The sequence below is a fragment of the Pseudomonas sp. MDT2-39-1 genome, from assembly GCF_054898085.1.
Genome location: NZ_CM142716.1, coordinates 269,546 through 291,351, shown reverse-complemented (window position 1 = coordinate 291,351; position 21,806 = coordinate 269,546). Strand labels below are relative to the sequence as shown.

At 58.0% G+C, this 21,806-nt stretch carries 20 protein-coding genes and 2 pseudogenes; 8 read left to right on the top strand and 14 right to left on the bottom strand.

Translation table 11 applies throughout. The annotated features are described in order from the left end of the window. Positions 1 to 128 precede the first annotated feature (128 nt). The 3 genes from ACYZTM_RS01355 to ahpF all read left to right on the top strand — a co-directional run bounded on the left by ACYZTM_RS01355 (position 129) and on the right by ahpF (position 3,480). Positions 129 to 1,067 (top strand): site-specific integrase, encoded by a 939-nt coding sequence (locus ACYZTM_RS01355; protein ID WP_461986519.1) that lies wholly within the window; start codon positions 129 to 131, stop codon positions 1,065 to 1,067. Between the two features lie 150 nt (positions 1,068 to 1,217). Further along, positions 1,218 to 1,781: an alkyl hydroperoxide reductase subunit C gene (gene ahpC / locus ACYZTM_RS01350; protein WP_010460707.1), complete on the top strand. Its 564-nt coding sequence runs from the start codon at positions 1,218 to 1,220 to the stop codon at positions 1,779 to 1,781. A 136-nt stretch (positions 1,782 to 1,917) separates the two neighbouring features. Further along, entirely contained in the window at positions 1,918 to 3,480 is a 1,563-nt protein-coding gene (ahpF, locus tag ACYZTM_RS01345; protein WP_461986517.1) for an alkyl hydroperoxide reductase subunit F, read from the top strand. Positions 3,481 to 3,568: 88 nt separating this feature from the next. On the opposite strand, the gene gloA is transcribed toward ahpF, so the two are convergent. After that, positions 3,569 to 4,090 carry a lactoylglutathione lyase gene (gene gloA / locus ACYZTM_RS01340; RefSeq protein ID WP_461986515.1) on the bottom strand — a complete coding sequence of 174 codons (522 nt, stop codon included), beginning with the start codon at positions 4,088 to 4,090 and terminating at the stop codon, positions 3,569 to 3,571. A gap of 145 nt (positions 4,091 to 4,235) precedes the next feature. Here gloA and ACYZTM_RS01335 point away from each other — a divergent pair, with 145 nt between their 5' ends. Further along, on the top strand, positions 4,236 to 4,760 hold the full coding sequence (locus ACYZTM_RS01335) for a DUF4946 domain-containing protein (RefSeq protein WP_461989276.1): 525 nt from the start codon (positions 4,236 to 4,238) through the stop codon (positions 4,758 to 4,760). Between the two features lie 176 nt (positions 4,761 to 4,936). On the opposite strand, the gene ACYZTM_RS01330 is transcribed toward ACYZTM_RS01335, so the two are convergent. The 3 genes from ACYZTM_RS01330 to ACYZTM_RS01320 form a co-directional block, all read right to left on the bottom strand. Next, positions 4,937 to 5,299, bottom strand: coding sequence for a histone-like nucleoid-structuring protein, MvaT/MvaU family (locus ACYZTM_RS01330; protein ID WP_461986513.1), 363 nt, complete (start codon positions 5,297 to 5,299; stop codon positions 4,937 to 4,939). A 233-nt stretch (positions 5,300 to 5,532) separates the two neighbouring features. Then, the gene (locus ACYZTM_RS01325; protein ID WP_461986511.1) at positions 5,533 to 7,068 is read right to left on the bottom strand and encodes an EAL domain-containing protein; all 1,536 of its coding nucleotides are present in this window, start codon (positions 7,066 to 7,068) and stop codon (positions 5,533 to 5,535) included. Positions 7,069 to 7,183: 115 nt separating this feature from the next. Continuing rightward, complete coding sequence (locus ACYZTM_RS01320) at positions 7,184 to 8,056, bottom strand: LysR family transcriptional regulator (RefSeq protein WP_461986509.1); 873 nt, start codon at positions 8,054 to 8,056, stop codon at positions 7,184 to 7,186. A 76-nt stretch (positions 8,057 to 8,132) separates the two neighbouring features. On the opposite strand from ACYZTM_RS01320, the gene ACYZTM_RS01315 reads away from it, so the two are divergent. Then, the gene (locus tag ACYZTM_RS01315) at positions 8,133 to 9,071 is read left to right on the top strand and encodes a DMT family transporter (RefSeq protein ID WP_461986507.1); all 939 of its coding nucleotides are present in this window, start codon (positions 8,133 to 8,135) and stop codon (positions 9,069 to 9,071) included. A 249-nt stretch (positions 9,072 to 9,320) separates the two neighbouring features. After that, positions 9,321 to 10,397, top strand: coding sequence for a 4-hydroxyphenylpyruvate dioxygenase (hppD, locus tag ACYZTM_RS01310; protein WP_131058682.1), 1,077 nt, complete (start codon positions 9,321 to 9,323; stop codon positions 10,395 to 10,397). A gap of 140 nt (positions 10,398 to 10,537) precedes the next feature. Here hppD and rarD read toward each other — a convergent pair whose 3' ends face one another. The 7 genes and pseudogenes from rarD to ACYZTM_RS01275 all read right to left on the bottom strand — a co-directional run. Next, the gene (gene rarD, locus ACYZTM_RS01305) at positions 10,538 to 11,425 is read right to left on the bottom strand and encodes an EamA family transporter RarD (RefSeq protein ID WP_131058681.1); all 888 of its coding nucleotides are present in this window, start codon (positions 11,423 to 11,425) and stop codon (positions 10,538 to 10,540) included. A 110-nt stretch (positions 11,426 to 11,535) separates the two neighbouring features. Beyond that, positions 11,536 to 12,489, bottom strand: a complete 954-nt coding sequence (locus ACYZTM_RS01300) for a D-2-hydroxyacid dehydrogenase family protein (RefSeq protein ID WP_131058680.1) — start codon at positions 12,487 to 12,489, stop codon at positions 11,536 to 11,538. Between the two features lie 13 nt (positions 12,490 to 12,502). Beyond that, a complete protein-coding gene (locus ACYZTM_RS01295) occupies positions 12,503 to 13,528 on the bottom strand; it encodes an alpha/beta fold hydrolase (protein ID WP_131058679.1) in 1,026 nt (341 codons plus the stop codon). 84 nt (positions 13,529 to 13,612) lie between these two features. Then, positions 13,613 to 14,047, bottom strand: a complete 435-nt coding sequence (locus tag ACYZTM_RS01290; RefSeq protein ID WP_131058678.1) for a YqaA family protein — start codon at positions 14,045 to 14,047, stop codon at positions 13,613 to 13,615. After that, positions 14,047 to 14,493, bottom strand: a complete 447-nt coding sequence (locus ACYZTM_RS01285; RefSeq protein WP_131058677.1) for a DUF411 domain-containing protein — start codon at positions 14,491 to 14,493, stop codon at positions 14,047 to 14,049. The genes ACYZTM_RS01290 and ACYZTM_RS01285 overlap by 1 nt, the downstream gene beginning before the upstream one ends. A 147-nt stretch (positions 14,494 to 14,640) precedes the next feature. Next, a pseudogene (locus tag ACYZTM_RS01280) lies at positions 14,641 to 15,165 on the bottom strand (methyl-accepting chemotaxis protein); the annotation flags it as partial. A 336-nt stretch (positions 15,166 to 15,501) separates the two neighbouring features. Then, positions 15,502 to 16,632 (bottom strand): annotated as a pseudogene (locus ACYZTM_RS01275) (HAMP domain-containing protein); the annotation flags it as partial. 319 nt (positions 16,633 to 16,951) lie between these two features. Between ACYZTM_RS01275 and ACYZTM_RS01270 the strand changes: the two are divergent. Then, positions 16,952 to 17,485, top strand: coding sequence for a hypothetical protein (locus tag ACYZTM_RS01270; protein ID WP_131058675.1), 534 nt, complete (start codon positions 16,952 to 16,954; stop codon positions 17,483 to 17,485). Between the two features lie 46 nt (positions 17,486 to 17,531). Here ACYZTM_RS01270 and ACYZTM_RS01265 read toward each other — a convergent pair whose 3' ends face one another. Next, entirely contained in the window at positions 17,532 to 18,527 is a 996-nt protein-coding gene (locus ACYZTM_RS01265) for an aldo/keto reductase (RefSeq protein WP_461986503.1), read from the bottom strand. A gap of 117 nt (positions 18,528 to 18,644) precedes the next feature. On the opposite strand from ACYZTM_RS01265, the gene ACYZTM_RS01260 reads away from it, so the two are divergent. Continuing rightward, the gene (locus tag ACYZTM_RS01260) at positions 18,645 to 19,571 is read left to right on the top strand and encodes a LysR family transcriptional regulator (RefSeq protein ID WP_131058673.1); all 927 of its coding nucleotides are present in this window, start codon (positions 18,645 to 18,647) and stop codon (positions 19,569 to 19,571) included. On the opposite strand, the gene ACYZTM_RS01255 is transcribed toward ACYZTM_RS01260, so the two are convergent. Both ACYZTM_RS01255 and ACYZTM_RS01250 read right to left on the bottom strand, forming a co-directional pair. Then, positions 19,560 to 20,495 carry a GNAT family N-acetyltransferase gene (locus ACYZTM_RS01255; protein ID WP_461986501.1) on the bottom strand — a complete coding sequence of 312 codons (936 nt, stop codon included), beginning with the start codon at positions 20,493 to 20,495 and terminating at the stop codon, positions 19,560 to 19,562. The two genes, ACYZTM_RS01260 and ACYZTM_RS01255, sit on opposite strands and share 12 nt — an antisense overlap. Further along, positions 20,495 to 21,784 carry a phenylacetate--CoA ligase family protein gene (locus ACYZTM_RS01250; RefSeq protein WP_461986499.1) on the bottom strand — a complete coding sequence of 430 codons (1,290 nt, stop codon included), beginning with the start codon at positions 21,782 to 21,784 and terminating at the stop codon, positions 20,495 to 20,497. Before ACYZTM_RS01250 ends, ACYZTM_RS01255 begins: the two co-directional genes overlap by 1 nt. Between the last annotated feature and the right edge of the window lie 22 nt (positions 21,785 to 21,806).

Genomic DNA, 21,806 nt, shown 5'->3' with positions numbered 1-21,806 from the left:
GTACCATCTTGTTTGAGAAGATAAAAATTGTGAGTTATTGATACGGGATATACTGGTACTACCCCGTGTGATACGCCGTGCGGCAGGTTTTATCCCGCGAAAGCGGTACGTTTTAGAGAATTGAGCCCATGACTGATCTGGATCGCTACCTGCAAGCCGCCACCCGCGACAACACTCGTCGCAGCTACCGGGCGGCCATCGAGCACTTCGAAGTCAGTTGGGGTGGTTTCCTGCCTGCAACGAGCGACAGCGTGGCGCGTTATCTCGTGGCCCATGCGGGCGTGCTGTCGATCAATACGTTGAAGCTGCGGTTGTCGGCGTTGGCGCAGTGGCATAACAGCCAGGGTTTTGCCGATCCCACCAAGTCGCCGGTGGTGCGCAAGGTCTTCAAGGGCATACGGGCGCTGCACCCGGCTCAGGAGAAACAGGCCGAGCCTTTGCAGCTTCAGCATCTGGAGCAGGTGGTTGCCTGGCTGGAACTGGAGGCGCAAACCGCCAAGGCGCACAATGATCAGCCGGGTTTGCTTCGCGCCAGACGCGACACCGCGCTGATCTTGCTGGGTTTTTGGCGTGGCTTTCGCAGTGATGAGTTGTGCCGCGTACAGATCGAACACGTGCGGGCGAGCGCCGGTTCAGGCATCACCCTTTACCTGCCGCGCAGCAAGAGCGATCGCGAGAACCTCGGCAAGACTTACCAGACCCCGGCCTTGCAGCGACTCTGCCCGGTGAACGCCTACATCCAGTGGATCACCGAAGCCGCGCTGGTCCGCGGACCGGTGTTCCGCGGTATCGACCGTTGGGGCCATTTGAGTGAGGAGGGCTTGCACGCTAACAGCATCATCCCCTTGCTGCGCCAGGCCCTGGAGCGTGCCGGCATTTCAGCTGACCACTACACCAGCCATTCCCTGCGACGCGGTTTTGCCAGTTGGGCCCATCAGAGCGGTTGGGATTTGAAATCGTTGATGAATTATGTGGGCTGGAAGGATGTGAAGTCGGCCATGCGCTATGTTGAAGCCAGCCCGTTTCTCGGGATGGCCCGAGTCGCTGAAAAGCCATTGGCGCGCTAGATACCGTTTTCTTCTATTAATACTGTCCGCTAATAGCGAAAACCAATCAGCAGCATGAGCTTTGCCAATGAGCCAGGCGGCGATCGAGTGGGTAGGATTCACCCCATCAACTTCTCAACCGAACTTTTCAACCCTGACGGAGAGTCATCGATGCCTATCATCAACAGCCAAGTTAAACCGTTCAAAGCAGACGCCTTTAAAAATGGCGACTTCGTAAAAGTGTCGGACGCTGACCTGAAAGGCAAGTGGTCTGTCGTGTTCTTCTACCCAGCCGACTTCACCTTCGTTTGCCCGACCGAACTGGAAGACCTGGCTGACAACTACGACGCGTTCCAGAAACTGGGCGTCGAGATCTACAGCGTTTCCACCGACACCCACTTTGCCCACGCTGCCTGGCACAACACTTCGCCAGCCATCGGCAAAATCCAGTACACCATGATCGGCGATCCTACTCACGCCATCTCCCGTAACTTCGACGTGCTGATCGAAGACGCTGGCCTGGCTGACCGTGGCACCTTTGTGATCAACCCTGAAGGCCAGATCAAAATCGTTGAACTGAACGATGGCGGCGTTGGCCGTGACGCTTCCGAGCTGCTGCGCAAAATCAAGGCTGCTCAATACGTCGCTGCTCACCCAGGCCAGGTTTGCCCAGCCAAGTGGAAAGAAGGCGAGGCCACTCTGGCGCCGTCCCTGGACCTGGTCGGCAAGATCTAAGTCTGTGAAAGCATCATCAGGGCGGGTTTCCGCACCTAAGTAAGCTGCTACCGCCCTCAAAAACGCCCGGGCGAGATTCGCTCGGGCGTTTTTTTATGTCTACGTCTCTTCACCAAACTGCATGGAAATCGCCCGTATGTTGGACGCCAATCTTAAAGCCCAGTTGAAATCGTACCTGGAACGGGTCACCCAGCCGATCGAGATCGTTGCCTCCCTTGACGACGGTGCGAAATCCGAGGAAATGCTCGCATTACTCAAAGACGTTGCCAGTCTTTCTACCCAAATTACCTTGCTCGATAACGGTGACGATGCACGCAAACCATCGTTCTCGATCAACCGCCCGGGTGCCGATATCAGCCTGCGTTTCGCCGGCATCCCGATGGGCCATGAATTCACTTCGTTGGTGCTGGCATTGCTGCAAGTCGGCGGCCACCCATCGAAAGCCAGCGTTGAAGTGATCGAACAGATCCGTTCGCTCAAAGGCGAGTTCAGCTTCGAGACTTATTTCTCGCTGTCCTGCCAGAACTGCCCGGACGTGGTCCAGGCGCTTAACTTGATGGCGGTACTGAACCCGAACATCCGCCACGTCGCCATCGACGGCGCGCTGTTCCAGGCTGAAGTCGATGATCGTCAGATCATGGCCGTGCCAAGCATTTACCTGAATGGCGTTAACTTCGGTCAGGGCCGCATGGGCCTGGAAGAAATCCTCGCCAAGATCGACACCAGCGGCATCGAGCGTCAAGCCGAGAAGATCAGCGCCAAGGACGCCTTTGACGTATTGGTCGTCGGTGGTGGTCCAGCGGGTGCTTCGGCCGCGATCTACGCTGCTCGTAAAGGCATTCGCACCGGTGTGGCGGCTGAACGTTTTGGTGGTCAGGTCCTCGACACCTTGGCCATCGAGAACTTCATCTCCGTGCAGGAAACCGAAGGGCCGAAACTGGCGGTGGCGCTGGAAGAACACGTCAAGCAATACGACGTCGACATCATGAACCTGCAGCGCGCCGACAAGTTGGTGCCGGGTAAAAGTGGCGAGCTGCACGAAATCCACTTCGCCAGCGGCGCGACCCTGAAAGCGAAGACAGTGATTCTCGCGACCGGTGCGAGGTGGCGTGAAATGAACGTCCCGGGCGAGCAGCAATACCGCAACAAAGGCGTGGCGTACTGTCCGCACTGTGACGGTCCGCTGTTCAAGGGCAAGCGCGTGGCGGTGATTGGCGGCGGTAACTCCGGTGTCGAAGCGGCCATCGACCTGGCGGGCATCGTGTCACACGTCACCTTGCTGGAGTTTGACGTGCAGCTGCGTGCCGATGCGGTGTTGCAGCGCAAGTTGCACAGCCTGCCGAACGTCACCGTGATCACTAGCGCGCAAACCACTGAAGTGTTGGGCGATGGTCAGAAGGTTAACGGCTTGCGTTACAAAGATCGCCAGTCTGATGAACTGCGTACCGTGGAACTGGAAGGGATCTTCGTGCAGATCGGTTTGCTGCCCAACACCGACTGGCTCAAAGGCACCATCGACCTGTCGCCTCGCGGCGAGATCATCGTCGATGCCCGCGGTGAAACGTCGATGCCGGGCGTATTCGCTGCCGGTGATGTCACCACCGTGCCGTACAAGCAGATCGTGATTGCGGTGGGCGAGGGCGCCAAGGCTTCGCTGAGCGCATTCGATCACCTGATCCGCACCTCCGCGCCGGCATAAACGTCGTCGCTGAAAACACAAAAACCCCATGAGTGATCATGGGGTTTTTTGTGCCTCACACCTTCCCACCGGGGAATGGTGGTGGAGGTTACATCGGGGCTGGCTGGATGATCTCAACCCAGTACGCATCCGGGTCTTTGATGAACGCCAGGCTCTTCATGCGACCGTCGTTCAGGCGTTTCTGGAAATCGCAGCCCAGCGCTTCAAAGCGTTCGCAAGCGGCACGGATGTCCGGCACAGAGATGCAGATATGGCCGAAGCCGCGCGGGTCGGTGTTGCCGTTGTGGTAGGCGAAATCTGCATCGTTCTCGGTGCCGTGGTTGTGGGTCAATTCCAGAATGCCCGGGATCGATTTCATCCATTCGGTACGGGCGGCAGCGTCGGCCGGAATCTGGGCTTTATCGACCCGCGCCAGGAAGTACAGGCTGAATTCGGCTTCCGGGAAGTCGCGTTTTTCCACCAGCGAAAAACCCAGGATGCGCGTGTAGAAATCCAGGGACTTGGTGATGTCTTTGACCCGCAGCATGGTGTGGTTGAAGACGAACTTCTGGGTGGCGGTGTCAGGTTGCGCGGTCACGCCGGGGAAAGTGTTCAATTCGTGCAGGCTCATGGGCCCTCCGGAAAATAAGTGGGGCTAACGAATGGCGACAATGATACGCAAGGGCTGGGACATCACCAAACGCAAACAGTCGGCTATTGCCTGACGGACGGGCGAGGCTCAGACTTTACGGTTCAATCCGTGAGTGTTCATTGCAATGATCCGATTCTGTAAATCGACGCTGGTCCTGTTTTGCCTGCTGTCAGGTGCTACTAGCGCTCATGCGGATGCGCCGGTGGTGACCTGGCCAAATGGCTGGGAGGTTGAAGCCGTGCCGCAAGATGACGCCAAACCAGAGGTTGTCCGGCAGCGCGCGGTGAAAGTCGACCAGGGCGGAACACCGGTGCTGGTAATGGAATTGACCATGACTCCAGTAGAAAGCAGTCATCAGGTCAATCTGGAAGGCGTGATGCTGGAAATGCGCAAGTCGGTGCAGAAAGACTTTTTTCAAAGCGGCTATCAAAGTGTCTGCAACAAAATTCATCCAGCGCCCTTGAGCCGCTTATCGGGGTTGGAAACTACCTGCACGATTACACAGAATGGTCGACATGTGCTGTCGCAAACATTGGTCGCGGCGGTGGATGCCGATAAGGCCTATGTTCTTTCCTACGCGGGGCAGTCCGAGGCTTATAAGGCAAGTCAGGACGAAATAGCAGCAGCTCGTAACAGCTTGAAACTTTAGCTGACGGTTTGCATGACTGCAGATTTCAGCGCGATCCGAAATTTTTAGATACCCAAACGGATTAAGCACAAAGTTGAGTCGGCAAGTAGCGAGTTGATCGTCTCCTTTCGTTGCATTTAGAAGGCGTTTATAAAAAAGCCATGCATTGGCAGGGCTTCTTTTATCACCGCGAGTGCTTAGCCTCGCAGCCAGGAATCAACGGTAGCGGCACCGTACTGTTCCTTCCAGGCTTTCAAACCGCGGTGGTTGCCACCCTTGGTTTCAATCAGTTCGCCGGTGTGCGGGTTATGGTAAACCTTGACCACGCGAGCGCGGCGGGTTTTAGGGGTTGCTGTCTGCAGGCCGGATTTTGCCGGGTTCGGATCGAGGATGGCGATGAGGTCGCGCAGGCTTTTGCCGTAGGTTTTCATCAGCCCCTGGAGCTTTTCTTCGAACTCGATTTCTTTCTTGAGCCCGGCATCATTCTTCAGCGATTCCAGCTGCTTGAGCTGTTCTTGAAGGGCCTTTTCAGCGGCACGAAATTCAGCGAGTCTGGACAAATTCATTACTCCAATAGTGTGTTTGGCTGATACCAACCGCAAACAAAGCTATAAGCCAAGAGCCTTGAAGCGACTCGGTGATAGTGGCTCACCTGCCAATCTTGCACAGGCATGAAAAATTGTAGTAGTTAATTGGCCAAGAGTAAATCCTGTCTTTTTCTTCATGTAACAACAGTAGACTTTTGATTCAATTTGGTGCGCTGTTTCGTTGTCTCGTCGCTTAAAACCGCCGGTTAATGGTGCCTTAATGCATTAATGAACTCTGCACCGGGCATCGGTCGACCGAACAAATAACCTTGCAGGAAGTTCACGCCATGGGCGGCCAGATAGTCACTTTGCGCCTCGGTTTCCACGCCTTCGGCGACGATCCCCAGATCAAGCTTGGCCGACAGTTCGATAATGCTGTCCAGAATGTGCCGGGAAAGCGCGTCAACGCCGATCATCGCGACAAAACTCTGATCGATCTTTAGGAAGTCCACATTGAACTGACGCAGGTAACCGAGGCTTGAGTGGCCGGTGCCAAAGTCATCGATGGCGATCATCACGCCCAATGCGTGGAGCTGCTCGAACAATTGGTGCGTGATGGCTGTCGGCTCGATCAGTTCGCGCTCGGTCAACTCCAGCACCAGATTGATGGCGCCCGGCGCAAAGGCACTGAGAAACTCACGGCAGTCCTCGACCAGATCCAGGTCCTTGCAATGGCTGGCAGTGATGTTGATGCCGATGTGGAACGGACCGTCGAACGACGACGCAGCAGGCGCCAACAATGCTGCGGTCTGTCGCATCAACGAGCGGGTCATCGGCACGATCAACCCGGAATGCTCGGCAAAAGGAATGAACAGGTCCGGGCGCACCAGGCCTTCCTTCGGATGGTTCCAGCGCATCAACACTTCGGCCCCGGACCAGGTTTTAGTATCGCCATGCACCACGGGCTGAAAATACGGAACGAACTCGGCAGACTCCAGCGCACGCTGCATTTCGTGACTGGGGGATGACGAGCGTTTCTGCAGGACATGTCCGATAGCGCCCGACACCATCCCGAAGAAGATAAGCAAACTGAACAGCGGTGGATACTCGCTGCTCATGTAGCGCCAGGTTTCACCCTCGGGGAAACCGGCGGCGACCTCAAAGGCATAACGCGAAGATGTCAGTTCAATTGGCGCCACTGGCGAGGCCATCAGAACACCTTCATGAAACGCGCCATCGGCAGATAACCAGCTGGGACCGACTTGCAGCAACAACACGGTTTTGCGGCCGATCATGCGCAGCACGTTGCTCAGGTGATAGCCGTCCAGGGTACTCATCGCGCCCTGTTTTCCTTCACTGAGTCGATACACCAGTAACGCAGTATCGGGCGTGACCGGGTTGCCTTTCATCAGCAGCAACTGGCCTTTGGGGTAGTCGCCGGCACTGATCTTTTCCTGGTAGTCACCGAACAACGAACTGCAATAAATGTTGTTGTCCCACACCAGGTTCGTCGAGCGCACGAACGGTCGGCGGGTAACCTGCTCGCGCAGGGCCAGTTTGACGTCATTGCAAGGTTGGCCGGCCAGCGGCAGCAGTTCGCGCGCAGCCTGGGCGGTATTGTCGAGTATCAACTCGAATTGGCGGACGGCTTCTTCGGCCGTCAGCTCGGTACTTTGCTGGAGCGTGCGCTCAGCCTGCATATAGAGGATGACGCCCCCCAACAATACTGGGAGCAAGCCGCTCAGCAGCGTTACAACCAGTCGTTTGCCGCGCTTGCTGCGGGTTTTGGCGTTCAGTGGCATTTGCGAAGCCTGTGACGATGAGGTACGGCTCTCAAATGCTGGGAGGATAACGGCACGTCCCCCAAAAAGAGTTCATGTAGTGGGCATGATAGATGGTCGTCGATCCTTTTGCCGCTCAACGATAGCTCAGGCTTGAAGCCAGTTGAATAAACGCCAGCGTTGCGGGCGACGACTGACGCTGGTCGAGCACCGCCAGGCACACCTGCCGAGTAACGGGTGGCGACAGCGGTTTTTTCACGTAGCGGCTGTCGTTGTCGTCGGGCAACGAGCCTTCGGCGACAACGGTCACGGCATCGCCACGGCCCACGGTGTCGAGGGTGCTGAGTAGCTGCGAGCAGCGATAACGGATGTTGGGTGTCAACCGGGCAGCACTGAACAGCCGTGAAACCAGCTCCGAAGATCCGGCTTCGGTCAGCACGAACGGGTCGTGACACAAGTCGCTCAAGCTCAGGCTGTCGCTTTCCGCCAGCGGATGACCGGCTGGCAGCAGCGCGACCATCCGGTCTTCGATCAGTGGGAAGGTGTCGAAACGATCTTCGGGCAGCACCACGAAACCGATATCGATTCGCCGCTCTTCCAGCCACTGGAGAATCTGCCGGTCCGGACCTTCGTCGATGTGGACTTCAATACCGGGGTGAGCGGGGCGGTAGTGCTGCAGGATCTGTGGCAGCAGTTTGATCGATGAAGTCGGGCCGAACGAGCCGATACGCAGGGTGCCATGCTTCATTCCGCGGGCGTCGGCGGCTTCCTGGCGCAAGGTGTTGGCCAACCCGAGCATCGCCCTGGCGCGCGATAAGAGCTGTTGGCCGATGTCGCTCAGTTCGATTTGAGACTGGTGGCGCCTGAACAACTCGACCCCCAATTCCTGTTCCAGCGACTTCAGGGCGTGAGACACCGCCGATTGGGAAATCCCCAACCGATTGGCCGCCATTGTGAAGCCGCGCAGTTCGGCGACCAGCGAGAAAATCTCGAGTTGTGTCAGGGTCATGAGTCTTTACTCATTTTACGATGATCGCGCATTAATCCAATGATACATCTACCCCCGATTAAAGTCCTGACGCCTTATGAATAGCTATGCGCAAACCATGTCATCGGATGTCCCGGTGTATCTGAAACTCGCTGCCGTCACCATGATCTGGGGCGGGACGTTTGTGGCCGGCCGGTTTCTCGCCGACAGCCTCACCCCGTTGTTCGCCGCCAGTCTGAGATTCCTGCTGGCCAGCGTGGCGTTGCTGGTGTTTTTGCTGCTGGCCCGCGTGCCATTGGCGAAACCGAGCCCCAGGCAATGGCTGCAACTGACACTGTTGGGGTTCTTCGGGATCTTCTTCTACAACCTGTGTTTTTTTTACGGGCTGCATTACATCAATGCTTCGCGAGCGTCGTTGATCGTGGCGCTGAACCCCGCCGTGATCGGACTGGCGTCATGGCTGCTTTTCAAGGAGCGCTTGAGCCGGACGAAGGTCGTCGGGATCGCGGTGTGCATAGCCGGGGCGAGTCTGGTGATCGTCAGCCGAAACCCGCAACTGCTGGCCGGCAATGCTAACGCCTGGATCGGTGACCTGCTGATTTTCGGATGCGTGCTCGGCTGGGGGATTTACTCGCTGTTCTCCAAGGACCTGAACCAGACGCTGGGGCCGGTGCAGACGGTGACGTATTCGATTCTGCTGGGCACGCTGATGCTCTGGGTGGCCAGTGCGGTGCGCGGTGAACTGAGTGTCAGCGCGCTCCTCGGCCTTGGTCCGCAACAATGGCTGAGCCTGATGTACCTGGGCGTGTTGGGCTCGGCGCTGGCCTACATCGGCTATTACGACGGCATTCGCCAAATCGGCGCGACACGTTCGGGGGTGTTCATTGCCTTGAATCCGCTGACTGCCGTGATCCTCGGCGCGTTGCTGTTGGGCGAGCAGTTGACGCTGGCGATGTGCCTGGGAGGAGGGCTGATTCTCGCCGGGATTTTCCTGTGCAACAAACCCCTTGCGCGAGCAGGGAAAAAGGGGATTTGATACAGAAGGCGGACAAACCTATTTACGCTGTGTAGAATCGGGTTACGCATACAATAATAATCGTCTTCTGGAAGCAGAAGCCTCGCCCGCATCAGCCTTGGGTCGACAATGAAAAGTTTCGGGTTTCAATTGATCTACGGTGACTTCCTCGCCCGCAGCGTGCGGGGCATCTCCTGCGCGCCACCCGCCGGCTTCAGCATTATTAGCAACTAACGTTCCGTTAATTCTAAAAAATGATGAGGCGCCAAAATGGCAGATTTATACGAAAACCCAATGGGCCTGATGGGCTTTGAATTCATCGAGCTCGCATCGCCGACCCCGAACACCCTGGAGCCGATCTTCGAGATCATGGGCTTCACCAAGGTCGCGACCCACCGCTCCAAAGACGTGCACCTGTATCGCCAGGGCCAGATCAACCTGATCCTCAACAACGAACCGCACAGCGTCGCTTCATACTTCGCGGCCGAACACGGCCCGTCGGTGTGCGGGATGGCGTTCCGCGTCAAGGATTCGCAGCTGGCCTACAAGCGCGCACTGGAAATCGGCGCCCAGCCGATCCACATCGAAACCGGCCCGATGGAGCTGAACCTGCCAGCGATCAAAGGCATCGGCGGCGCGCCGCTGTACCTGATCGACCGTTTCGGCGAAGGCAGCTCGATCTACGACATCGACTTCGTGTTCATCGAAGGTGTGGACCGTAACCCGGTCGGTGCTGGTCTGAAAATCATCGACCACCTGACCCACAACGTTTATCGCGGTCGGATGGCGTACTGGGCCAACTTCTACGAGAAGCTGTTCAACTTCCGTGAGATCCGTTACTTCGACATCAAGGGTGAATACACCGGCCTGACCTCCAAGGCCATGACCGCGCCGGACGGCATGATCCGCATCCCGTTAAACGAAGAATCGTCCAAGGGTGCCGGGCAGATCGAAGAGTTCCTGATGCAGTTCAACGGTGAAGGCATCCAGCACGTGGCCTTCCTCAGCGATGACCTGATCAAGACCTGGGATCACCTGAAGAGCATCGGCATGCGCTTCATGACCGCGCCACCGCAAACCTACTACGAAATGCTCGAAGGCCGTTTGCCGAACCACGGTGAGCCGGTCGATCAGCTGCAATCGCGAGGGATCCTGCTGGACGGTTCGTCCGAGTCGGGCGACAAGCGCCTGCTACTGCAGATCTTCTCGGAAACCCTGATGGGCCCGGTGTTCTTTGAGTTCATCCAGCGTAAAGGCGACGATGGTTTCGGCGAAGGTAATTTCAAGGCGCTGTTCGAATCGATCGAACGTGATCAGGTTCGTCGTGGTGTACTCGCCACCGAATAAGCCGCATCAGATGTAAGAAAGCCCGGTCAGCAACAATGCTGGCCGGTTTTTTTTGGATCATGCAAAACCAATGTAGGAGCGAGGCTTGCCCGCGAAGGGGCCGATGAAGACGCTAAAAGCTTCGCGGGCAAGCCTCGCTCCTACATTGGTTTGCGTCGTTGTCGCACCAGGTGTTTGAAGCCTTCAAACACCAGCACCACTACCGCCAACCAGATCGGAATATAAGTCAGCCATTCCCCAGGCTTGATGCTTTCCCCGAGCAGCAACGCAACGCCCAGCAGCAACACCGGTTCCACATAACTCAACAGCCCGAACAGGCTGAACGGCAACAGCCGGCTGGCGATGATGTAGACCACCAGCGCCGACGCACTGATCACCCCGAGTATCGGGATCAGCAGCGACAACCACGGATGTTGATCAAACACGCCGAAACCCTGCTCACCACTCTGCACGAACCAGAACGCCACCGGCAGCGTCAACGCCATGTCCAGCCATAAACCGCCAAGGTTGTCGGCTGCCAGACGCTTGCGCAGGATGAAGTACAGGGGATAGCCGATGCAGACCAGCAAGGTCGCCCAGGAAAAACCACCGACCTGATACACCTCGTTGATCACGCCGAGGCAGGCCAGCATCACGGCGATTTTTTGCAAATAGGACAGGCGCTCGCCATAGGCAATCCGCCCGGTCAGCACCATGGTCAGCGGCAACAGAAAATACCCGAGCGACACATCCAGGCTGTAGCCGTTGAGTGGCGCCCACATGAACAGCCAAAGCTGTACACCGAGCAGGGCCGAAGAGGCGACCAGGCCGGCGATCAATTTCCGATTGCCAGCGATGCGCCGGAAAATTTCGAGCACACGCTTCCATTCGCCGGAGACCACCATGAACACGGTCATGCACGGCACGGTCAGCAGCATGCGCCAGCCGAAAATCTCCACGCCGCTCAGGGGCGTGAGCAACGAGGTGTAGTAATACATGACGGCAAACAGCACCGAGGCCGAGACCGATAAAGCGATACCTTTAGACAAACTGCCCTCGCGAGGTTGGACGTGAAACGGGCGCAGAGGATACGTGGTTTTCGCGTTCAGTATTGACGAACTGATCAACATTGATCGAGTGCGAGAGCGGCGCTGCGGTCTTAGCTCAGAAGCCGAATCGGCTCACCGGCAGACCACGCCTGGACATCCTCGATCATCTGCGAAAAGAACTGATGGTAGTTCTGTCGACTGACGTACCCGACATGGGGCGTCGCCAACACATTGTCCAGCGTTCTGAACGGATGATTCACCGGCAATGGCTCGACGTCGAACACATCCAGCGCAGCCCCCGCCAGCCGATTCTTCTGCAACGCCTTGATCAGCGCGGCCTCATCGACAATCGGTCCGCGGGCGGTGTTGACCAGCAGCGCCGAAGGTTTCATCCAGTTCAGCGCTTGGGCGCCGACCAATCCCCGGCTGCGATCACTGAGCACCAAGTGAACCGACAGCACATCGGCCTGCTCGAACAGTTCCTGCTTACTGACGTAGGTCACGCCCACCTCGGTGGCACGTTCGGCCGTGAGGTTTTCGCTCCACGCGATAACCCGCATCCCGAACACCTGACCGAACTGCGCGACGCGTTTGCCGATGCTGCCGAGGCCGAGGATCGCCAGCGTCTTGCCGTGCAAGTCGCCACCCAGGCCTTGCTGCCATTTTCCTGCGCGCAAGGCATTGGTTTCGACCACGAGATTGCGGGTCGCGGCCATGATCAGCGCCCAGGTCAGCTCCGGAGCGGCATGTTTGTAGCTGTCGGTGCCACTGACCTGGATGCCCAGAGCAGCAGCGGCCTTGAGGTCCAACGCGGCATTGCGCATGCCGCCAGTGACCAGCAGTTTGAGCTTGGGTAACTGGCGCAGCAGGTCTTCATCAAACCGGGTGCGCTCGCGCATAACGCAGATCACCTCGAACTTGCCCAGACGCTCAGCCAGGGTTTCGTTGTCGGCAGGATAGTCATGGATAAAACGCACTTCGCCGAGGCTGTCCAGCACTGACCAATCGACCACGTCACGGGCCACGTCCTGCCAATCATCGATCACCGCAATCTGCACAGCCATCAGCCTTACCTCATCAACGAACGGGATTGGATTTGTTCAGCCAGTCGAGCAGTGCCTGGTGGAATTGCGCCGGTTCTTCCATCTGCGGCGCGTGGCCCATGCCAGGGAATTCAACCAGTGTGGACTGCGGAATCAGTTTCGCCACTTGCTTGCCGAGCACGTCGTAGTGACCGAGCTTCGCCTTGACCTCCGGTGAGGCAATGTCACTGCCGATGGCCGTGGTGTCGGATGTGCCGATCAGCAAAAGCGTCGGCATCTTCAGGTCCTTGAATTCGTAATACACCGGTTGGGTGAAGATCATGTCGTAGATCAACGCCGAGTTCCACGCCACTTGCGTGTGCCCCGGGCCTTTATTCAGGCCGGCAAGCATATCGACCCAGCGATCGAATTCAGGCTTCCAGCGGCCACCGTAATAGGTGTTGCGTTCGTATGTGCGGATGCCGTCGGCGCTGAGTTTCAGTTCGCGCTCGTACCATTGATCGACGGTGCGATACGGCACCCCGAGGGCTTTCCAGTCTTCCAGGCCAATCGGATTGACCAGCGCCAGTTGCTCGACCTGATCGGGGTATTGCAGCGCATAGCGCGTGGCGAGCATGCCGCCGGTGGAGTGCCCGAGCACGCTGGTCTTCTGGATGCCAAGGGCTTTGAGCAGTTGCTGGGTATTGGTCGCCAATTGCTGGAACGTGTATTGATAGTTGTCCGGTTTGCTGGAGGTGCAGAAACCGATCTGGTCCGGCGCAATGACCCGGTAACCGGCTTCGCTCAGGGCTTTGATCGAGCTGTCCCAGGTGGCGCCGCAGAAGTTTTTGCCGTGCATCAACACCACGCTGCGCCCGTTGGCCTTGCCGTGGGCGGCGACGTCCATGTAACCCATCTGAAGGGATTTACCCTGGGACTCGAACGCGAAGTGCTTGACCGTGTAGGGGTACTCGAACCCTTGCAGTTCCGGCCCGTATTCCGGGCCTTCAGCATGAGCCAGAACCGGCAATGCCGCTGTCAGAAACAGGCCGGGCAACCAGCGCGAAAGAGCAAGGGGCATGGGTGGACTCCGTTGGAAAACAGCGATGCTGGATCGGCATGATTAGGGCGACATTAAACACAGGCAATTGCCGCACCTGATCGTTCAACCGATCCAGCCCAGCGTGGCTAGGGCCAGCACCCCATAACGAGCACCCTTGGCGAGGGTTACGATCAGCAGGAACCGCCCAAACGGCTCGCGCATGACGCCTGCCACCAGCGTCAGCGGGTCACCGATGATCGGCACCCAGCTCAGCAGCAATGACCAGTGACCATAGCGTTGATAGTGTTTTCGGGCCTGTTCGAGATGGCGCGGGCTGACCGGAAACCAACGCCGGTCGCGAAACCGTTCGATGCGACAGCCGAGCCACCAATTCACCACTGAGCCAAGGACATTGCCCAGCGTCGCGACGGCCAGTAGCGACCAAAGCCAGTATTGCCCGCTGAGCAACAGCCCTACGAGCACCGCTTCGGACTGCAACGGCAGCAAGGTCGCGGCACCGAATGCCGAAAAGAAAAGCCCGATGTACGCACCGCCCATCAATGGGCAGGGTAGTCCGCCACCACCACATCAGTGCCGTCCTTTTTCAGGCCGATCACTTGATAAGCATCGCTCATGCCGTCCATTTCCATCCCGGGCGAGCCCATCGGCATGCCCGGTGCCGCAACACCCAGCAGGTCATCGCGTTTGCTCAAGGCAAGGACTTGATCCGCCGGAACATGGCCTTCGACGAATTTGCCATTGATGAGGCCGGTGTGACATGACGCCAGGCGCGGAGGCACGCCGTGCTGTTGCTTGAATTCGCTCATGTTGGATTCGACGTGGTCTTCAACCTTGAAGCCATTGGCCTCGAGGTGGCTGATCCATTTTTTGCAGCAGCCGCAGTTGGCGTCACGGTGGACTTCGATCGGGATCAGGTCGGCGGCCTGGACCAGGGAGGAGATAAAAAGGGCGCTCAGGGCGACCAGACGCAGGTGGGTTCGCATGGGGGGCTCGTCTCGGGGTTGCGGCCAAAAAGATACATTTTGACCATTTTTTGCCCCGGAGAGATACGAGGTTGTTTCGAAGTAATACCGCCAGCTCCTCACCAGACCAAGTTCCCTCGCCACAGGGAGCTTGTCAATCAGCAGCGGTCAACGCACCTTGAACCGCCCCATGATCGCGCTGACGCGAGTGTTGGCTTGCAGCAGTTGCTGAGTATTGAGCTCGCTGGCCTGACCGCTTTTCACCAGCTCATCCACCATGTGGCGGATCTGCACCATGCTGCGGTTGATCTCTTCGGTCACCGCGCTTTGCTGCTCGGCGGCGGTGGCGATCTGCGTGCTCAGGCTGTTGATGTGGCTGACCGAACCGGCCATTTCATCCAGGCCCGTGTTGACCCGCGCCGTGGCATCGGCAGCGGACTGGCAGCTGGCCTGGGTGTTTTCCATGGCGCTCACTGACGAACTCACGCCTTGGGTCAGGCGCTTGAGCATTTCATTGATTTGCGAAGTGCTGGCCTGCGTGCGGGCGGCGAGGGCGCGGACTTCATCGGCGACCACTGCGAAACCACGACCTTGCTCACCGGCCCTGGCGGCTTCGATGGCGGCGTTGAGTGCCAGCAAGTTGGTCTGCCCGGCAATGGCGCCAATTACCCCGAGAATCTCGGTGATGCGCTGCGCATCCTCCTGCATGCTTTCAACTTTATGGGTGGCGCTTGCCACTTCGTCGATCAAGGCGATCACGCTACTGGACGCTTCACCAACGACGACGCGCGAACGGTCAGCGTTTTCGTTGGCGCGCTGGGTGAAGGCAGCGGTTTCTGCGGCGTTCTGCGCGACACTTTCGGCGGTCGAGCTCATCTCGGTGATCGCCGTGACCGTCTGATCGGTTTCAGACGCATGGCGGACCAAAATCTGGCTGGTGTGGGCGGAGGTGCGCTGCAAGTTGTCGAGGCTGGACGCCATCGCGCCGGTGGCCTGGGTGACTTCGCCGATCATGTTCTGCAAGTAGACGATGAAGGCGTTGACCGAGTGCCCGATGGCGCCCAGCTCGTCTTCGGCGCGGATGGTGATGCGCTTGGTCAGGTCGGCATCGCCAGCGGACAGGGCGTCGATGTTGGCCTTCAGAATTCTCAAGCGCTGAACCAGTTGGCGAATCGCGTAGATCTGCAGCAACACCAGCAGGATCACCATCGGGATTTGCAGCAGACTCAAGGTGCTGAGCACATCGTCACGCTGGGCGGTGATCAGCTTGGTCGGCAGGGCAGTGGCGAGGAACCACGGTGTGCCCTCGATCGGGCGCATGAAGAAGGTGCTGGCTTCACCGTTGTTATCGAACTCGCCCCGCTGCGACTGATCACGGTTTTGCAGGCCGGCCTTCACTTGGCTGGCGAAGGGCGAGTTGCTGGCCAGTTCACTGATGCTCTTCAGCACGATCGGCCCGCTGATCCGCGAGCTGTTGCTGATGATCTTGCCGTCGGCCTCGACGATCAGCATTTCTGCGCCGAGGTCTTTTTCCTTACGCGCGATCAAGTCGTTGAAGAAACCCAGGGTCACGTCGATGGTCGAGACACCATACGCCGCGCCATTTTTCTGAATGGCCATGGCGCAGTTGGTCCGCGGCTCGGCGCTGGCGTCATCTTTATAGGCAGCAGCCCAGGCGCATTGGCCGCGCGGGGTTTGCATGCCGCCCTTATACCAGGTCTGGTCGTAATAGTTGGGGGCCGCATCACTGTTCCAGAACGTATTGACCGCGAGCTTGCCCGAGGCGTCGCGGTGCCAGAAGGTGCTGAACTTGTTGCGTCCGGCCTCACGCTGGCCGGGCAACGGCCAGATCCCGCCACCGAACACTTTCAACTCGCCGTACTGATCGACCAGGCCTGGCAGCACCGTATCGATGGCGGCGCTGTCGAGTAATGGGATGGTCTGGGTGATGCTGCGCTGTTGCGCCTGAACTTTGTTCAGCTCGCCCTGGATTTGCTCGGCCACTTCGGCGATGCGGTTGAGGGCCACCTGTTCTTCGGTGTGGCGAAGTTTAGGCGCGACCAACTGGCTGATGCCGACCACTGTCAGAACGAACAACAGCAAGATGAACAGGACCAGAAACAGCGTGTAGCGAGCCTGGATAGTGCGGAATGCGGGCATGGGACCGGTCCTTGTGCAGCGTTTTTATTGTGGTTTTCGATCGAAAGATCGGCGCTTCAAAGGGCTATCGGCCCGCAACAGGCGAGCTTTAGGTACGAACGTACAAGAATGGAGCTGGGTGACGGACGGTCAGCCCCTGAAGGGTGTCAATGTGGATACAAATGCACTGTTCAGGACGCATTACGAGCCGAATCAGTTGTGTCGACCAATGTTGGAAAGTTGGTCTAGACCAATGAATAAAGGCACTTGGTGCTTTGTATCTTAAATGTACGAAAATTGTAAAAACCGGAAATGGTTGTAGGCAGTCGGGAGTGCAGTCATGACTATCGGCTATGCCGGGGCTTGGACGTCCAAGGCAGGTTTACTGGTTAAAGATACGGGCGGCGGCAAGCCTGTAACGCAAAGCGCCAGGATCAAGCAGATGCTGGCACTGGTGTGGACCAATCCAAACGCGCTGAGCACGGCGAAAATGGATGCAATGAAAATCCACCGAAACGTAAAAGGTTTCGACCCGGAAAATGTCTCCGCCAAACAACTGGGCAAGCTCAGTGCCTTCCTTAGAGGTAAAGGCCTGATTTCCGATACTACGTGGATGACGTTAATGAATGCCGGTGACAAGTTTGACCGGTTCGGGGTTCAGAATGACCCGGATGCAAAATTCAATGCGCTGGAGTATTTCGCCACGCAACTGGACACCATCCAGAACAACAGTATCAGGGGCGACAAGTACGCCACTGGCCTGATCCCGGAATACAAGACGGCGATCTACGTATTGCAGAACTTGCAGACTTACGGCAAGGGCAATGGGACGACGGTGCCACCTACCGATGGTGGGGTCAGCGCCAAGGCCTGACATTCGGTAGTGCTGGCCCACTCAGACCGGGTGGGCCAGGCGTCGGTTACTGGTCAAGCAACTTCATCACGTCCTCTGGATAGCGCAATCCTGCGGTGGCATTGGCCGGGAAGATCGCTTCCAGCGCGTGCAATTCGTCGCGGCTGAGCTTTACCTCCAGTGCGGCAACATTCTCCTCAAGGTATTTACGCTGCTTGGTCCCTGGAATCGGGATCAGGTAGTCACCCTGCGCCAGCACCCAGGCCAATGCCAATTGGCCTGCCGTCACACCTTTGTCGGCTGCCAAGGCCGGAACTTGCTGCACCAGCAACAGGTTTTTCGCGAAGTTTTCCCCTTGAAAACGCGGGCTGAAGCGACGGTAATCGTCGGCGGCGAAGTCATCCGGGCTTTTCAATGCACCCGTCAGAAAGCCTCGACCCAATGGGCTGTAAGGGACGAAGGCAATGCCCAGGCGCTGACACGCGGCCAGGCAACCGTTCTCTTCCTGATCGCGGCTCCACAGCGAATACTCACTTTGCAGCGCGCTGATGGGATGGACCTTGTGCGCACGTTCCAGCGTGGTCACCGACGCCTCACTCAACCCCAGGTAACGCACTTTGCCGGCCTTCACCAACTCGGCCATGGCGCCGACGGTTTCCTCGATGGCCACCTGCGGATCGATCCGGTGCTGGTAATACAAATCCAGGGTTTCAACGCCCAAGCGTTTAAGCGTGCCGTCGATAGACTTGCGAATGTAGTCCGGTCGACCGTTGACGCCCCGTGCGTCGGGGTTGGACGGATCGCGGACGATGCCGAACTTGCTGGCCAGGAACACCTGCTCGCGCTTGCCGACAATCGCCTTGCCGATCAGCTCTTCGTTGGTGTGCGGGCCGTACATGTCAGCGGTGTCGAGCAGGTTGATCCCCAGTTCCAGCGCCCGATGCAGGGTGGCGGTGGCTTCGCGGGTATCGACACCGGTCGTGTAGAAATCGGTCATGCCCATGCAGCCCAGACCGATGGCAGAAACCTGCGGGCCATTTTTGCCCAATTGACGTGTTTGCATGAAATCAACTCCCTGTGGTGTAAGCCCCGAGTGTTGACCTCGACAGAAACAAGATAAACCGGCTAAAACTGCTTTCACTGTTCGTAATTTCTAAATAATCACTTGGATCACCTGACAATGGACCGTTTTAACGCCATGCGCGTGTTCACCCGAATCGTCGAGCTGGGCGGCTTCGCCAAAGCGGCGGACAGCCTGCAGTTGCCCCGCGCGTCGGTGAGCATCCTGATCAAGCAACTGGAGGCGCATCTTGGTGTGCAACTGTTGCAACGGACCACGCGGCAGATCAGCCTGACCCTCGACGGTGCCGCCTATTACCCCCGTTGCGTGCGATTGCTTGCTGACCTGGAGGAAACCGAAGCGGTGTTTTCCGCCGCCCACCACAATCCCAAAGGCTTGCTGCGAGTGGACATGCCGTCCGGGATCGGCCGCTTGATCGTGATCCCGGCATTGCCGCAATTCACCCGTCGTTATCCACTGATCGAGCTGGATATTGGCTTGAATGACCGACCTGTCGACCTGATCCGTGAGGGCGTCGATTGTGTGTTGCGCGGCGGTTCGGCGCTGGATGATTCGCTGGTGGCGCGGCCGCTGGTCATGCTGGACCAGGTGACCTGCGCGAGCCCGGAGTACCTGCAACGCCACGGCTCGCCTCAACATCTGGCCGACCTTGAGGGCCATCTGATGGTCGAGTATTTCTCCAGCACCACCGGCAAGCGTTACGGGCTGGAGTTCGTTGTCGACGGCCAGATTCAGTTGATCGATCTGCCCAAGCATGTGTCGGTTAACAGTGCCGACGGCTATCTGGCGGCGTGTGAGGCAGGCTACGGACTGATCCAGACGCCTTACTACCACGTTGCCCGACAGTTAAACGAAGGCCGTTTGTGTGAAGTGCTCAAAGCGACTCCGCCACCCGGGATGCCATTGACGGCGCTCTATCCCCCACACCGCCAGTTGTCCCGGCGGGTGAGGGTGTTTGTCGACTGGCTCGTGGAGCTTTGCGCGCAGCCGGGCAATGACTTTCACAGAAAAGACTCAAGCGGCTGAGCGCGCGCTGCCCAGTGATTCGGTGTTGCGCTGCAAGTCGTCGTGCAACTGTTGCATGTAGGGGCAATGCAGGTTGAGGTGCCGAGGCTGTGCCCCTCGATGAAACAGGGCGAACCATCCATGACTGCCGGGCTTGGGCATCAACCCGGTGAAGGTGAAACCAAGCCGCGTCAAGCTGTGCAGGTCCTCGGCAAAGTGCTGCGACAACGCCAGTTGGGTCGAGATCATCCAGTGTCCGGGTAATTGCCGTATCTGTTCGAGCAGGCGCTTGGTCAGGCGGTGAATGACTATGTCGAAACGGTGATGGTGTTGCGTGATCTGTAAGGGCATCGCAGGTGGTGTTGTCGTTCCCGGATGGGTCCCGAACAGCGAACACAGGTGTTGCATAAACCCCCGGTAACGCTCGGGCCAGGGAATGTCGGGGAGCGGGTGCGCGTGGCCTTCGACCAGGTAGCAACCCATCACGATGGTTTCCGGGTGCGGCTCGGCGAACGGCGAAGGAACGTAGTCGGGAAGCACTCCCGTGCTGTGGAAGCCAATGTTTGCGGCCATGCGTTGCGTGTAGGGATGGTGGGTCACTTGTTTTATCAAGACGCTTGTAAACCCCAGCGGCCCTGCCTGCAACAGTAACTCTCGGCCCAGCCGGGTCGCGATGCTGTGCCCCTGCGCGGCGGGATGCACCACGCTGAGGGCCAGTTCCGCATTCTGCGGGGACGCTTCACTGCACAACGCGGCATGCCCGAGAACCCGTACGTCGTCCACCGCCAGCATCGATTTCCAGCGGCCGTCGGCAATGTGCTGGCTGATCATGCTTGGCAGGTAAACATCCGGTTGAACGTAATGATCGCCATAGACCTCGCGAAACAACTGGCTCACGGCGCGGGCGTCGCAAGGACGATAGCGTCGAAAAATCAGATGAGACATCACGCAGTCTCCAGCGATGAAGCGTCATAGGTGCGCAAGTCTAGGACCCGCATCTGCTTGCCCGAACGAGGGTGAAGCTTCAGTTCGGTGACGGTGCAGGACAGCACTCGTAACTCCAGCAGCCCTTCGCGATTCAGATGCTCAAGCGCGGGGTGGTGCGCCACAAGCGCTTCATACAGCGCCAGGCACATCGTAGCGGTGGTCGCGACTTTAGCGTCAGGCACCCATTTCACACTCACGATGTCCTTGTAGCCGTCATGTTCGATGCGCAATTGCCATTGGTCAGTGTCAGCAACGCGCTGGACAATCTGCTGTATTTCGTCGATCAACAACGACATCGACCCCACCCGCACTCGCTGACTATGGGCACTGCGCCCCTTGAGGGCGAATTTGCGCATCGGGGTGGTTTCAGGCTCACGCCAGCAGGCGCGGTCGCCCACGGGATAACGCAGCAGTGGCATGAGCCGGCGTGTCAGATTGGTCACTACCAGCAATCCGGTGCGGTCGCATTCGTCGATGATTTCACCGGTGAGCTCATCGACGATTTCCAGCAGGGTCTGAGGTTCAAACACCCGATGCTCGCCCAGAGCGCAGTCGCGGCCGGTGGCCCCGATCAGGCCCGCATCGACGCTGGCATAGCCGATTGAGGCGATGCGCACGTTGGGAAACACCTGGTTGAGAATTGCCAACTGCGGGGCGAACAGGCTTTCGCCGCCGTACAGCAACGTATCAACCCCGCACAGCACCCGTTGATGCTGAGTCAGGTACGCCGCAAAGCGTAATAACTGAGCCGGTACGCCGACCAGCACATTGATCCGGTGCTGATCAATCGCATCGGCCAGGACGTCCATGCTGACTTCGCCGGTGAACGGAAACTCACAGATGGACCGTTTGACGTGCGCGAGCGAGTCGTGGATGAACAGAAAACTGGCGTAAAGATCGCCGGAAAAGAACAGGTTGGCGACCCTGTCGCCGTTCTCCAGTTGAGAGGAGACACTGTATCCAAAGGTACTGACCAAGGCCTGCCACTCGCTGGTCGAGTAAACCGTCAGTTTGCCGTGGCTGGTCGATCCGCCGGTTTTAAACACCAGCGCGTCATCGACATTGCCGGTCAGCACAGGCCAATGATTCAGGTCGTTACTGTCAGCCCAATAGTCGGCCACGTTGGTCAGCGGCAGGTCTTTTAAAGTAATACCCGCTGCCGGTAAGTGGCTCAGGTGTGTGCGGTAAAAGTTTGAGTGTTGCCTTATGTATGGCACGAGTTGTTCAAGCGAATAAGTTGTTTTCACTGTGATCTCTTTTTTATCAGGC